12 protein-coding genes are annotated in these 13,870 nt (G+C 66.4%); 8 read left to right on the forward strand and 4 right to left on the reverse strand.

Annotated elements, in window-relative coordinates; all coding sequences use genetic code 11:
• The 6 genes from kdpD (at position 1) to map (ending at position 6,383) form a co-directional block, all read left to right on the forward strand.
• Entirely contained in the window at positions 1-2,715 is a 2,715-nt protein-coding gene (gene kdpD / locus AC1PPK_RS18600; RefSeq protein ID WP_481114505.1) for a two-component system sensor histidine kinase KdpD, read from the forward strand.
• A gap of 21 nt (positions 2,716-2,736) precedes the next feature.
• Positions 2,737-3,450 carry a two-component system response regulator KdpE gene (kdpE, locus tag AC1PPK_RS18605; protein ID WP_481114506.1) on the forward strand — a complete coding sequence of 238 codons (714 nt, stop codon included), beginning with the start codon at positions 2,737-2,739 and terminating at the stop codon, positions 3,448-3,450.
• A 131-nt stretch (positions 3,451-3,581) separates the two neighbouring features.
• On the forward strand, positions 3,582-4,178 hold the full coding sequence (locus AC1PPK_RS18610) for a DUF2239 family protein (protein WP_481114507.1): 597 nt from the start codon (positions 3,582-3,584) through the stop codon (positions 4,176-4,178).
• Between the two features lie 212 nt (positions 4,179-4,390).
• The gene (locus AC1PPK_RS18615; protein ID WP_481114508.1) at positions 4,391-5,230 is read left to right on the forward strand and encodes an aldo/keto reductase; all 840 of its coding nucleotides are present in this window, start codon (positions 4,391-4,393) and stop codon (positions 5,228-5,230) included.
• Between the two features lie 122 nt (positions 5,231-5,352).
• A complete protein-coding gene (locus AC1PPK_RS18620; protein ID WP_481114509.1) occupies positions 5,353-5,580 on the forward strand; it encodes a ParD-like family protein in 228 nt (75 codons plus the stop codon).
• Positions 5,577-6,383, forward strand: a complete 807-nt coding sequence (gene map, locus AC1PPK_RS18625) for a type I methionyl aminopeptidase (protein ID WP_481114510.1) — start codon at positions 5,577-5,579, stop codon at positions 6,381-6,383. The genes AC1PPK_RS18620 and map overlap by 4 nt, the downstream gene beginning before the upstream one ends.
• Before the next feature lie 98 nt (positions 6,384-6,481).
• Here map and ahpF read toward each other — a convergent pair whose 3' ends face one another.
• Complete coding sequence (ahpF, locus tag AC1PPK_RS18630; RefSeq protein ID WP_481114511.1) at positions 6,482-8,032, reverse strand: alkyl hydroperoxide reductase subunit F; 1,551 nt, start codon at positions 8,030-8,032, stop codon at positions 6,482-6,484.
• A gap of 461 nt (positions 8,033-8,493) precedes the next feature.
• On the opposite strand from ahpF, the gene AC1PPK_RS18635 reads away from it, so the two are divergent.
• Entirely contained in the window at positions 8,494-9,336 is an 843-nt protein-coding gene (locus tag AC1PPK_RS18635) for a DMT family transporter (protein WP_481114512.1), read from the forward strand.
• 85 nt (positions 9,337-9,421) lie between these two features.
• Positions 9,422-10,888 carry a Do family serine endopeptidase gene (locus tag AC1PPK_RS18640; protein ID WP_481114513.1) on the forward strand — a complete coding sequence of 489 codons (1,467 nt, stop codon included), beginning with the start codon at positions 9,422-9,424 and terminating at the stop codon, positions 10,886-10,888.
• Between the two features lie 52 nt (positions 10,889-10,940).
• Here the strand turns inward: AC1PPK_RS18640 and AC1PPK_RS18645 are convergent, their stop codons facing one another.
• From AC1PPK_RS18645 to AC1PPK_RS18655, 3 genes are all read right to left on the reverse strand, one after another.
• Entirely contained in the window at positions 10,941-12,140 is a 1,200-nt protein-coding gene (locus AC1PPK_RS18645; RefSeq protein ID WP_481114514.1) for a metallophosphoesterase, read from the reverse strand.
• A gap of 210 nt (positions 12,141-12,350) precedes the next feature.
• Entirely contained in the window at positions 12,351-12,968 is a 618-nt protein-coding gene (locus AC1PPK_RS18650; RefSeq protein WP_481114515.1) for a glutathione S-transferase family protein, read from the reverse strand.
• 207 nt (positions 12,969-13,175) lie between these two features.
• The gene (locus AC1PPK_RS18655; RefSeq protein WP_481114516.1) at positions 13,176-13,805 is read right to left on the reverse strand and encodes a helix-turn-helix domain-containing protein; all 630 of its coding nucleotides are present in this window, start codon (positions 13,803-13,805) and stop codon (positions 13,176-13,178) included.
• Positions 13,806-13,870 lie beyond the last annotated feature (65 nt).

The following is a 13,870-nucleotide window of genomic DNA, read 5'->3' on the forward strand; positions in this document are numbered from 1 at the left end:
ATGCCTGCCCCCGATGCCACCACCAACCGCCCGGACCCGGACGCCCTGCTGGCCCGCCTGCAGGCCGACGAGGCCCGCGCCCGGCGGGGCCGCCTGAAGATATTCTTCGGCGCCAGCGCCGGGGTCGGCAAGACCTACGCGATGCTGGCCGCCGCACGCCAGCAGCTCATCCAGGACGTCGACGTGGTGATCGGCGTCGTCGAGACCCATGGACGCATGGAAACCGAGGCGATGGCCGACGGCATCGCCCGCATTCCGCCTCGCCAGATTCCCTACCGGGAGCGGGTGCTGCCCGAGTTCGATCTGGACCGGGCGCTGGAGCGCAAGCCCGGCCTGATCCTGGTGGATGAACTGGCCCACGCCAACGTGGCCGGCTCCCGCCATCCCAAGCGCTGGCAGGACGTGGAGGAGCTGCTGGCGGCCGGTATCGACGTGTATTCGACGGTGAACGTCCAGCACCTGGAAAGCCTCAACGACGTGGTCAGCGGCATCACTGGAATCCGCGTATGGGAGACAGTGCCGGACCGGATCTTCGACGAGGCCGACGAGGTCGTGCTGGTGGACCTGCCACCGGACGAACTGCTGCAGCGCCTGCGGGAAGGCAAGGTGTATCTGCCCAACCAGGCGGAACGGGCGATCCGCAACTTCTTCCGCAAGGGCAACCTGCTGGCGCTGCGCGAACTGGCCCTGCGCCGCACCGCCGACCGGGTGGACGAGGACGTCCAGCAGTACCGCCGCGACAAGTTCGTATCGCCGGTCTGGCAGACCCAGGACGCCCTGCTCGCCTGCATCGGTCCGGAAGCTGGCAGCGAGAAGATCGTGCGCAGCGCAGCCCGCCTCGCCGGGCGCCTCGAAGCCCCATGGCATGCGGTATACATCGAGACGCCAGAGCGCCAGCGCCTGCCCGACGCCACCCGTGACCGGACACTGAAAACCCTGAGACTGGCCCAGGACCTGGGTGCCACCACGGCCACCCTCGCCGGTGCCCAAGTGGAAACGGAAGCCGTGCGCTATGCCCGCACCCACAACCTCTCCCGCCTGATGGTCGGCCAGGGCGCGCCACGACGCTGGCGCTTCTGGGAGCACGGCATCGCCGAGCGCATCGGCCGCCTTGCCCCGGACCTGGACGTGATCCAGGTGGCCCGTGCCGGGCACACGCCTCCAGAGACCGGGCGCCCCGCCGCAGAAGGGGGCGCGGAAACTACCGTCGCCTGGCGTGCCTACGCACTGAGTGCCGCAACCTGCGGCCTCGCCGGCCTCATCGCGATGCCGCTCCATGCCCTGGTGGACCTGGCCAACATCGTGATGGTCTTCCTTCTGGCGGTGGTGCTGGTCGCCGTCCGCCTCGGGCGCGGACCGGCCGTGCTGGCGTCTTTCCTGAGCGTGGCGATCTTCGACTTCTTCTTCGTCCCGCCGCGCCTGTCCTTCGCGGTCAGCGACGTCCAGTACCTGATGACCTTCGCCGTGATGCTGGTGGTCGGCCTGGTAATCGGCCAGCTCACCGCCGGCTACAAGCATCAGGCCCACGTGGCCGGCAGCCGCGAGAACCGCATGCGGGCCCTCTACGAGATGTCCCGCGACCTGTCCGGCGCGCTGCTGCCGGAACAAATCGCCGAGATCGGCGAGCGCTTCCTGGTGGCCGAAATGAACGCCCGCGCCGCCTTCCTCCTCGCCGACGAAGAAGACCGCCTGGCGGCGCCTATGTTCGCGTCGGCCGGCCTGCCGGAGATCGACCCCGGCGTCGCCCAGTGGGCCTTCGACCATGCGGAAGCGGCCGGCCAAGGCACCGACACATTGCCCGCCAGCCCTTTGCTCTACCTGCCCCTCAAGGCACCGATGCGCCTGCGTGGCGTGTTGGCCCTTGAACTACGCGATCCGGGCCGCCTTCTGGAGCCCGAGCAGCGTCGCCTGCTGGACACCTTCGCGTCCCTCATCGCCATCGCGCTGGAGCGTGTTCATTATGTGGATGTCGCCCAACACACCACCGTTCAGATGGAATCCGAAAGGTTGCGCAACTCCCTGCTGTCGGCCATCTCCCACGACCTGCGCACCCCACTCAGCGTGCTGATCGGCCTGGCCGACTCCATGTTCCTGACCCAGCCGCCGCCCACCGCAGCCCAGGCCGACATCTCCCGCCAGCTGCGCGAGCAGGCGCTACGCATCAACGCCCAAGTGGACAACCTCCTCGACATGGCCCGCCTGCAGGCCGGCCGCATCCAGCTCAACCGCCAGTGGCAACCACTCGAGGAAGTCGTCGGCAGCGCCGTCAAGACCCTGCGTCCGATCCTCGCCGGGCACCAAGTCCGGGTCGACCTGGACAATGATCTGCCCCTTGTGGAAGTGGACTCCGTACTCATGCAACGGGTGTTCTGCAACCTGCTCGAGAACGCCGCCAAATACACGCCGGCCGGCAGCCAGATCTGGATCCGTGCCCACAAGACGGCGCAACAGACGGAAATCCGCGTCGAAGACGACGGCCCCGGCCTGCCCGCCGGGCGCGAGGAAAGCCTCTTCAAGAAATTCGAACGCGGCGAACAGGAAGGCAGCACGCCGGGTGTCGGCCTCGGCCTGGCGATCTGCCGGGCCATCGTCGATGCCCACGGCGGCAGCATGTACGCTCGCCCGGGCAGCCAGGGCGGCGCCTGCTTCGTGATCACACTACCCGCCGGCACGCCGCCGATCCTCGTCGAGGACGAGGACGACTGCGCCCAATGAGGCATCGAAAGGAAGACCGCCATGCCCGAACCGAGCCCCCGCGTCATCGTCGTCGAAGACGAAGCCCAGCTGCGCCGCTTCGTGCGCCTGGCCCTGGAAACCGAAGGCTGCGAAGTCCATGAGGCCGACGGCGTCAAGCGCGGCCTCATCGAAGCCGGCACCCGCAAGCCGGACCTGCTGATCCTCGACCTGGGCCTGCCGGACGGGGACGGCATCGAGCTGATCCGCGAACTGCGCACCTGGTCAGAGATACCGATCGTCGTACTGTCGGCCCGGACCGCCGAGACCGAGAAGGTCGCCGCCCTCGACGCCGGTGCCGACGACTACCTGACCAAGCCCTTCGGCGCCGCCGAACTGCTGGCCCGCGTACGCGCCCATCTGCGGCGACGCTACAAGTCTGGCAGCACCGGGCAGAGCCAGGTGAGCTTCGGAAGGGTCAAGGTCGACCTGGGCAAGCGCCTCGTCGAGAAGAACGGCGTTCCGGTGCACCTGACCCCGATCGAGTTCCGCCTGCTCGCCTACGTGGTGTCCAACCCGGACTGCGTGCTGACCCACAGGCAACTGCTGAAAGCCGTATGGGGCCCGTCCCATACGGAGGACGCCCACTATGTACGAGTCTATATGGGACATCTGCGCAAGAAGATCGAAGACGACCCCACCGACCCGGACCACATCGTCACCGAACCGGGAGTCGGTTATCGCTTCGTCGTGGAGGCTCCTGCCCGCGATACTTAGCCTGCCGACAGACCGCCAAGCACATGGCCAGTAGTGAAATGGACGATGCCGTTTATTTATACCCGGATTTTATTTACAACTTATTTTAACCCGGGTAATATTAAAAGCGGATCAACTCATCTTGCCCAGCCATGTCCTCATCAAGCCCCACGACCTACACCACCTTCAACGGCCCGCGACGCATCGCCGGTGGCAGCCTTCAGGACAACGCCCTGGCAGCGAAGCGGGCGCTTGAAGCCGCCACGAGCGGCGCCGTGCTTACCTTCGATGACAGCACCGGCCGCCTGGTGGATATCGACTTCCGCGGCAGCGACGCCGACATGCTGGCCCGCCTGACGCAGAGCACCACCCCCGCCGTGACCGAGGCCGAACCGGCCACCGAAACCCGTAGCCGCGGCCGGCCGCGGCTGGGCGTCGTCGCCCGCGAGGTGACGCTGCTGCCCCGTCACTGGGACTGGCTCACGTCCCAGCCTGGCGGTGCGTCGGTCACCTTGCGCAAGCTGGTGGACGAGGCGCGCCGGGCCAGCGCCGGACAGGACGGCCGCCGCCAGGCCCAGGAGCGCGCCTACCACTTCATGTCCGCGCTGGCCGGCGACCTGCCCGGTTTCGAGGAAGCGTCCCGGGCCCTGTTCGCGGATGACCAGCCGGCCTTCCTGCAACGCACCGACGCCTGGCCCGCGGATCTGCGCGACCACGCCCGCCGCCTGGCCTTTGGCGAGGCGGCCTGAACACGGCCGACAAGCCCGTCGACCATCGCGATGGCCGGATGACATATCCGGCCGTGTTTCGACCATTCAAGGAACATCGGCGGGCGAACGTGCTCCAACGCGGAGCCACGCGCTGGAACCCTCTCCGCCACGCGGCTCCGCATGATCACCGCCCCGCAGCCCAGGGCGATCCGTTCCTCAAAACAACCAACAAGACACGCCAGGAATCCTTCATGACACAACAGACCACCCTTGCCCCGACCATCAGCCTCGCCAACGGCGTTGCCATGCCTTTGCTCGGCCTCGGCACCTGGCCGATGAACGACCAGGAAGCCGCCCACACCGTTGCCGAAGCCATCGGCCTGGGCTACCGCCTGATCGACACGGCGGAGAACTACGGCAACGAGACCGGCGTAGGAGAAGGCATCCGCCGCTCGGGCGTGCCCCGCGATGAGCTCTTCCTGACCACCAAGTTCAACCGCCAGTGGCACAGCGTTGCCGGTGCGCGGGAAGCCTGCGAGGCCAGCCTGAAACGGCTGGGCGTCGACTACATCGACCTGCTGCTGATCCACTGGCCCAACCCGGACCAGGAGCGCTACGTGGACGCCTTCCATGGTCTGGTCAAGCTGCTGGAGGCCGGCATGGTCCGCGCCATCGGCACGTCCAACTTCAAGCCTGGCCACCTGCAGCGCCTCTTCGACGCCGGCCTGGTACCCCACCACAACCAGATCCAGCTCGACCCCTATCACCACCGCGACGACCTGCTGGCCATCCATAAGGAACGCGGCATCACCACCGGCGCCTGGCGCCCTCTCGGTTGCGGCAATACGATGCTCGCCGACCCCGTGATCACGGCCATCGCCGAAGCCCACGGCCGCAGCACCGCGCAGATCGTCCTTCGCTGGATCGTCCAGCAGGGCATCGTGACGACGCCCAAGTCCGCCAATCCGACCCGGCTGGCCCAGAACCTCGCGCTGTTCGATTTCACGCTATCGGGCGCCGAGATGGCCGCCCTCGATACCCTGGACCGTCCCGACCCGACAATGCTGAACGCCGACGTCTTCGGGCACTGAAACCCGGGGGCTGCGGCCTCCGCGCTGCCCAGGAACACCCCTGTGCCCGGTCACTGGGCGCAGCAGCCGGAAAGCTGCTAATATATGAAACAGCTACAAATCATATATTAGAGATCCGCACCATGGGCATCGTCAAAATTTCCGAGCAGATGCACGAGAACCTGCGCCTGACGAGCGGCGCGCTGAGCCGCTCCATCAACGCGCAGGCCGAGCACTGGCTCCGTGTCGGCATGCTGGCCGAACTGAACCCCAACCTGCACTACGGCGAGATCTGCCAGTTGCTGATCCAGGCCGAGCAACAAACTGCCGACGCAAACGGCTTGTCCGCCGAAACGGGAGTCGCCGCATGAGAGCCCTGAAACAAGTCCCCATCCGCACCAAGGAAGAAATCGCGCTGGCCCGGCACGCCGGCGGTCTGGCTGCCGACGTGTTGCGGATGATCGGCGAATACGTCAAACCCGGCGTCAGCACCGACGAACTCGATCAGCGCTGCCACGACTACATCGTCAATGAGCTCAAGGCCATCCCGGCCAACGTCGGCTACCACGGCTACCCGAAGACGGTCTGCGCGTCGGTCAACCACGTGATCTGCCACGGCATCCCGTCGGACAAGAAGCTGAAGAACGGCGACATCGTCAACATCGACGTGGCTGTGATCAAGGACGGCTGGTTCGGCGACACCAGCCGCATGTACTACGTCGGCGAGCCCGGCATCCTCGCGCGGCGGCTGGTCCGCACCACCTACGAGGCGATGGTGGCCGGCATCCACCAGGTGCGCCCCGGCGCCACGCTGGGCGACGTCGGCCACGCGATCCAGAGCGTCGCCCACCGGGAAGGCTTCAGCGTCGTACGTGAGTACTGCGGCCACGGCATCGGCGACATCTATCACGACGAGCCGCAGGTGCTGCACTACGGCCGTCCGGGCGAGGGCCTGCGCCTGGAACCTGGCATGGTGTTCACCATCGAGCCGATGATCAACGCCGGCCGCGCCGCCACCCGCCAGTTGCCGGACGGCTGGACGGTCGTCACCAAGGACCGCTCCCTGTCGGCCCAGTGGGAACACATGGTGGCCGTCACCGATACGGGCTTTGAAGTGCTGACCCCGTGGCCGGATGGTTACGGGGACTACCCGGCGATCCTGCCGCCGGCCTGAGCACGTAGACAAGCGCGCAGAAAAAGGCCGGAGCTTATGGCTCCGGCCTTGATCGGTCTGCTCAAACGGCCGCCGGAAGCCCGGCGGCCGTTTCATCTTCAGGCGACAGAACTGCGGATCAGGTGATCGAAGGCGCTGAGAGAGGCCTTGGCGCCTTCGCCCATCGCGATGACGATCTGCTTGTACGGCACCGTGGTGCAGTCGCCGGCCGCAAATACGCCCGGCACCGAGGTCTGGCCCTTGGCATCGACGACGATCTCGCCGCGGTCCGACAGCTCGACCGTGCCCTTCAGCCAGTCGGTGTTCGGGAGCAAGCCGATCTGCACGAAGATGCCTTCGAGCTCCACCTGTTTCTCCTCGCCGCTGACGCGGTCCTTGAAGCGGATGCCGTTCACCTTCTGGCCGTCGCCCGTCACTTCGGTGGTCAGCGCCTGGGTGATCACCGTCACGTTGGGCAGGCTGTTGAGCTTGGTCTGCAGCACCGCGTCGGCACGCAACTGGTCGGCGAACTCGAGCAGGGTCACGTGGGAAACGATCCCGGCCAGGTCGATGGCCGCCTCGACACCGGAGTTGCCGCCGCCGATCACCGCCACGCGCTTGCCCTTGAACAGCGGGCCGTCGCAGTGCGGGCAGAAGCACACACCCTTGGCCTTGTACTCCTTCTCGCCGGGCACGTTCATCTCGCGCCAGCGGGCGCCGGTGGACAGGATCACCGTCTTGCCCTTCAGGGACGCGCCGTTCTCGAGCTGCACCTCAACCACCTTGCCCGGAATCAGCCTGGTGGCGCGCTGCAGGTTCATCACGTCCACCTCGTACTGCTTCACGTGCTGCTCAAGGGCGGCGGCGAGTTTGGGCCCTTCGGTCTCCTTCACGGAGATGAAGTTCTCGATGCCGAGGGTATCCATCACCTGGCCGCCGAAGCGCTCCGCCACCACGCCGGTGCGGATGCCCTTGCGCGCCGCATAGATCGCCGCCGCCGCGCCAGCCGGGCCACCGCCGATCACCAAGACGTCGAAGGCCTCCTTCGCCGCGATTTCCTCAGCCGCACGGGCCGCCGCGCCAGTGTCGAGCTTGGCGACGATCTCCTCGATGGTCATGCGGCCCTGGCCGAATTCCTGGCCATTCAGGAAGACCGTCGGCACGGCCATGATGCGGCGCTCGTTCACCAGGTCCTGGAACAGTGCGCCGTCGATCATCGTGCTGGTCACGCCCGGGTTGAGCACGGCCATCAGGTTGAGGGCCTGCACCACGTCAGGGCAGTTGTGGCAGGACAGGGAGATGAAGGTCTCGAAGTCGAAGCGGCCCGGCAAGGCCTTGATCTGCTCGATCACCGCCGCCTCCACCTTGGGCGGATGGCCGCCGGTCTGCAGCAGCGCAAGGATCAGGGACGTGAACTCGTGTCCCATCGGGATGCCGGCAAAGTGGATGCGCGGTGCCTCGCCCGGCACCGTCACACCGAAGGACGGACGCAGCGCGTGGGTGCCGTCTTCCCGCAGCGTGACCTTGTCCGAGAGTTCCGCGATATCGACGAGCAGACCGCGCAGTTCCTGCGCCTTGGCGCTGTCATCGAGGGAGGCGACCACCTCGATCGGGCGCTGGAGCTTCTCGAGATAGGCCTTGAGCTGGTTCTTGATATTGGCGTCGAGCATGGTCGTGTCCTTTTATGTGAGCTTCGTCCAGGCCCCCATGCCTGAACGGTGGATGGCACATCATATCGATGGCCACTGAATTGCTCCAATTGATTGATGAAATCAATCCGATACTGGTTATCTATCGACTTGAATGCACTCCCCGACACCTGCCTCTCCAGCTGCCCAAGCCTCAATATTTCTGAGCCCCGTTGTTGAAAACCATCATTTTACGAGGGCCCGCGCAAGCCCTAGGATACGGCCACCTGGCATCCAGACGCCCGACACACAAGGATATCGATCCCCTTCCCGCGAGCAGCCCTATGTCGATCCACGGTAGCCACCTCCATTCGCAGCACAGATCCGGCTCAAGCGACACGGCCCCGTCCCGCCTCATCGTCCGGAGCTTCCAGAACGGGCTGCAGCTCCAAACCACCTCAGCTGCTGCCGTGAGCTCACTGCCCTCCCCTTAGGAGAACGCCATGCCTCCCATCCGTGTCGCCGCCCTGACGGCGCTGGCCATGCTTGCCTTTGCCGCCAACTCCCTGCTGTGCCGGCTCGCGCTGCGCGACAGCCACATCGACGCGGCGAGCTTCACGGCGCTACGCATCGGCTCGGGCGCGCTGGTCCTGTGGCTGCTGCTGCGCCTGCGTGGCGGTGGGAAAGGCGCCACCCACGGCAGCTGGCCTTCCGCGCTGGCCCTGTTCGTGTACGCCGCCGGCTTCTCCTTCGCCTATCTCAGCCTGTCTGCCGCCACCGGCGCCCTTTTACTGTTCGGTGCCGTGCAGGCAACGATGATCGGCTACGGCCTGTGGCATAAAGAGCACCTCAAGCGAGTGCAGACCGTCGGCCTGGTACTCGCAGCAGCCGGGCTCGTCGCGCTGGTCCTGCCGGGCCTGTCGGCACCGCCGCTGGTGGGTTCGCTGCTGATGACGCTGGCTGGCGTCGCCTGGGGCATCTATTCCCTGCGCGGCCGTGGCGGCAGCGACCCGGCCGCCAGCACCGCCGGCAACTTCGCGCGGGCCGCACCGATGGCGCTGGGGCTGAGCCTGGTCACGCTGCCCCAGGCGCAGACGGACAGCGCTGGCATCGCCTACGCCCTCGCCTCGGGCGGGCTGGCCTCCGGCATCGGCTACGTGATCTGGTACATGGCGATGCCCCAGCTGCGCGCCGCCAGTGCAGCAAGTGTGCAGCTCAGCGTACCGGTGATCGCCGCGTTGGGCGGCGTGCTGTTCCTTGGCGAGGCGATCACGCCGCGTCTGGTGTATTCGTCCATCGCCATCCTCGGCGGCATTGCGCTGGTCATCAGTGGGCGGCGGCGCTGAACGTCAATACCGCGGCTCCGCTTCGGGCGATAATCGCGGCGACAACACCAACATAGTCCGCGCGGAGCCTCGGAGGGAGGCCGTCATGAACTTCATCACCCCCGCAATTACAGCCAGCCTGCTTTCCGCAGCGCTTGGCTGCTCAGGTATTGCAGCAGCGGCGCCCGCTGCTGCGCCTGCCAGCGATGTACCGACCTCGGTCGCTACCGTCGGCGTCCCCGATTTCTCGCAGATCACCCGGCGCTACGGCCCGGCGGTGGTCAACATCAGCATCAGCGGCATGCGCCAGGTGTCCGTCAGTCCTGATTCGGCGGACTCCCCCGGCGACGACAACGGCGATTCGGTCCAGCAGTTCCTGCGCCGCTTCCAGCAGGAGTTCGGCGGGGCTGGCGCCAGTATGCAGATTCCGGTGCGCGGCCAGGGCTCGGGCTTCATCCTCAGCGAGGACGGGCTGATCCTCACCAACGCCCACGTGATCGCCAACGCCAGCGACGTGGTCGTCAAGCTCACCGACCGGCGCGAATTCCACGCCCGCGTGATCGGCAGCGACCGCAAGACCGACATCGCGGTGCTGAAGATCGACGCCCGCCACCTACCCACCGTCAGCATCGGCAATCCGGCCGATCTGCAGGTGGGCGAATGGGTCCTCGCCATCGGCTCGCCCTACGGCTTCGAGAACAGTGTCAGCGCCGGCGTGGTGAGCGCCAAGGGGCGCTCCCTGCCGGACGGCAGCGGCGTGCCCTTCATCCAGACCGATGCGGCAGTGAACCCAGGCAATTCCGGGGGTCCGCTGTTCAACGCCCGCGGCGAAGTGGTCGGCATCAACTCGCAGATCTACAGCCGCACCGGCGGTTTCCAGGGGCTGAGCTTCGCGATTCCCATCGACCTGGCGCTAAAGATCCAGAAACAGATCGCCGCCACCGGCCACGCCTCCCATGGTTTGCTGGGGGTGACCGTGCAGGAGGTGAACCAGTCCCTGGCAGACGCCTTCCGCCTGCCGGCACCGGCAGGCGCCATCATCCTCGACATCATGCCCGGCAGCCCCGGCGCCAAGGCCGGGCTGCTGCCCAGCGACGTGATCCTCGGCGTGGACGACACACCGATCACAGCAGCCGGCGACGTGCAGACCCTGGTCACCATGGCCCAGCCCGGCCAGCGCCTGCAGTTCGAAGTGTGGCGCGACGGCAAGGCCCATCGCCTGCCGGTGGTCCTTGGCGAGGCCGGCAAGGCAACGGCCAGCCCGCAGCCTGTGCCGGCGCCGGACACCAACACCTTGCACCAGTTCGGTCTGCAGCTGCGCCCATTGCAGGCTGTCGAACACCTGGCCATCGGCTCGGCGACGGGGTTGTTGGTGGAGTCAGCCTCCGGTCCGTCCCGGGCCGCCGGTATGCAGGCCGGCGACGTGGTGCTGTCCATCAACGGCAAGCCGGTCAGCACCTTGGATCAGGCCCGCGCCATCGTCAAGACGCTCACCGGCACCGTGGCACTGCTGGTACAGCGCGGTGGCGAGCGGCAATACGTGACTGTCACCCCGAACACGACGGCCAAGTAAGAAGGACTCATGGCGAGGGCGCGCCTTCCGCGGGCGCCCTCGCCTTTCCGGATTACAGCGCCGGCTGCATGCGCTGCCAGCTGAAGGGGCCGAAGCTGGTCGCCGTCGCGGCGGCCTTGCTGTCGTAGTTCGGGTCGATGCTCAGCTTGAGCCACTCCAGTGGCGTCGTGCTGCCATGCACTACGATGCGATGGAAGTTCGGCACGTTGTAGCCGTTCGGCTGGTTGGCATAGGCATCGTCGGAGCAGGCGACAGCCGCCGCGCCGGAGCTCGGCTCGACGAGGCACGCCGCGCCCTGCGCCAACGGGTTGTCCGAGCGATACACGTGGGAATCCCCGTTGAGCAGCAGCACCGGCTTTCCGAAGGCCTTGGCGCGGGTGGCGATCAGGTCGATGAACTGCTTGTACTGGGCGATGTGGCTGGCGGACTTGCCGTCCGCGTCCCACATGTCAGCCTGCAGCTGGATGACCACCGCGGTGGAATTGTCGCTCACCGCCCGATTGAAGGCGGTATCCAGCCAGCGCTTGTTGGCGGCGGAGCGGTTGGCCACTTCCTGGGCCTGGGCCGGGCTCATGGACGGTGCGCCATACCAGGGATCGGTATCGTTGTTGGAGCCGCCCGGCATGTTGACGGTCACGAACAGCACGCCGGCCTTCTCGAACCACACGTTCTCCACGTAGCTGCTGTCGGTCGGGAAATTGGCGTCGTATTCAAGGGCCTGGGAATGCACGTCCATCGAGCCGCCAAGGGTCTTGCCCGGCTTGGCGAAGAAGATCGAGCGGACCAGGTCCAGGTTGGCGAGCGGATCGCCGCCGGCGTAGCTCAACAGATTGCCACCGGCGTCCACCTTGTAGTCGATCTGGCCGGTGGTCGCGTTGTAGGCGCCGCCCCCCTCCTTGGCCTTGTGGCAGTCGGTCCACTCGTTGTCGCCCGGCGTATAGACCAGCGGGTTCTTCAGGGCCTTCCAATTGGTGGCAATGTTGAGGTCGTAAGCCTGGGTGCAGTACTGGGAGCCGGAGTGAATGTCGCCGACGTGCAGCACCAGCGACACATCGGTGTCGCCATCCAGCGCCTTGAGAAAGGCGGGCAGCGCAGTGGTCTGCGACGTATCCGTCGCCGTCGCGCCGTAAGGCACATCTCCGATCACCGCCACGGTGATCTTGCCCGGCGCATCGCTGCCGCCGCTGCCACCACACCCATACATCGCCAACGCCACCGCCGAACACATGATCGGCCCTACGAATTTCCGCATGATTGTTCTTTCCTGTTCTTGTCGAGTGCCGCCGCCCCCAAACGGGCCGGGGGGAGCGTTGCAAGGTCGCCCCGGCCGCGATGCTGCGACAAACAGATGACAGGACAATGAACCAGAATGGGGAATACGAGCGTCAGCGGCCTCACCTCCAGCACCCGCACGGTATGGCTCAGCGCCGACTGGGACACACAGCGCCGGGCCGCCGCACCCTCACACGCGGTAACCTTCTTCCCGCAGCACCTGACGCACCGCGGGCCGCTCCAGCATGCGCAGATAGTGCTCGCGGCAGTTCGGCGGCAGGTTCATCTTCAGCTTGTCGGCCCAGAACTCCGTGTAGAACAGCGCCGCATCGGCAATCGAGAAGCTGTCGGCGACGAACTCCCGCCCGGCCAGCTCGGCGTCCATCACCGCGAAACCCCGCTCGACGATCTCGCAGCCACGGGCGCGCACCACATCGTGGTCTACCGGGTTAGGGGTGAAGTTGGGCGTCGTGAAGATCCGCGTGAAGCCCTGGCCGTGGATCGTGCCGACCACGTAGTCCATCACCTCCAGCACCCTCACCTCCCCGTCCGCCCCCTCAGGCAGCAGGTTCTTCTTGGGGTACTGACGCGCCAGCCACCAGGCGATCGCCTGGAACTCGGTGATCGGCCTGCCGTCCTTGCGGACCAGCGTCGGGATGGTGGACTTGGGATTGATCGCCACGTAGTCGGGCTCCAGGTGCCCGCCGGCTGGCAGATTGACGATATAGACCTCGAAGACGGCCCCCACTTCTTCGAGCAGGATATGGATGCCGGTCGAACACGAGCCGGGCGTCATGTAGAACTTCATGGACAGAATTCCTCGAGCGGTGGCGCCGTGCCCAGCGTGCGCGGAACACGGCAGAGGCGAGCCTGAAGCAAGAGGGGGGCCACCATCGACCTTCCCCGAGGAAAAAGCCAATCCAGCCCAACGGCTATGTGGGAAAGCCGCCTGGCGCCTGTCGCCATGTCGGATTCATGACAAGAAGATCGCGTACCCCGACGAGGACCGCCGTGGCTACAGCACGGCCTCCAGCCTGCTGGTCGTCCATGAAGGGCGCCGCCGGCCGCTGCTCCCAAGGAAAGGACGAACGGTCGCGGCCAGACCTTCACCGTTCACCGGCGCGTCCACCAGCACGACCGCCTCCGGCAACTGTATGCGGGCCTCGTCCCGGGCGCTGTCCGACGCCACCGACACCACAACCAGCATCGGCTGCTTGCGTGCCCGGCCGAGCAGCGCGTGGGCCATGCGGGCGGCGTCCAGCCCGCCGACACGCCAATCCACGAAGAAGACGTCCGGCGCCATCTCGCCGACCCGAAGCAACCCGTCGTAGGGGCAGTCCGTGGATGTCACCAGGCATTCCGGCAGCAGCTTGCCGAGCAGGCCTTGCAGTGCCTGGCGCTCTTTATCGTCGTCCATGACGAGCAGCATGCCGAACGGCACGGGGGTATGGATGCCGGCGCAGCGCTGCTCAAGCAGCAGCCGGTCGACGGATTCAACCAGGATTCGCCGGTGTCCCCCCGGCGTTTTCCAGGCTTGCAGGCGCCCCTCCTCCACCCAAAGCTGGGCCGTGCGCACACTGATACCAAGAAGATTGGCCGCATCGCGGGTCGAACAGGTCTGGCTCGGAATCGTCTCGGCAATCATTACGCGTCACGTGTCTCATCGGGCATTTGATGGGCGTATTCTAAACGCGTTTTATTAATTTTGTC

The organism is Zoogloea sp. JDB1, assembly GCF_056724025.1.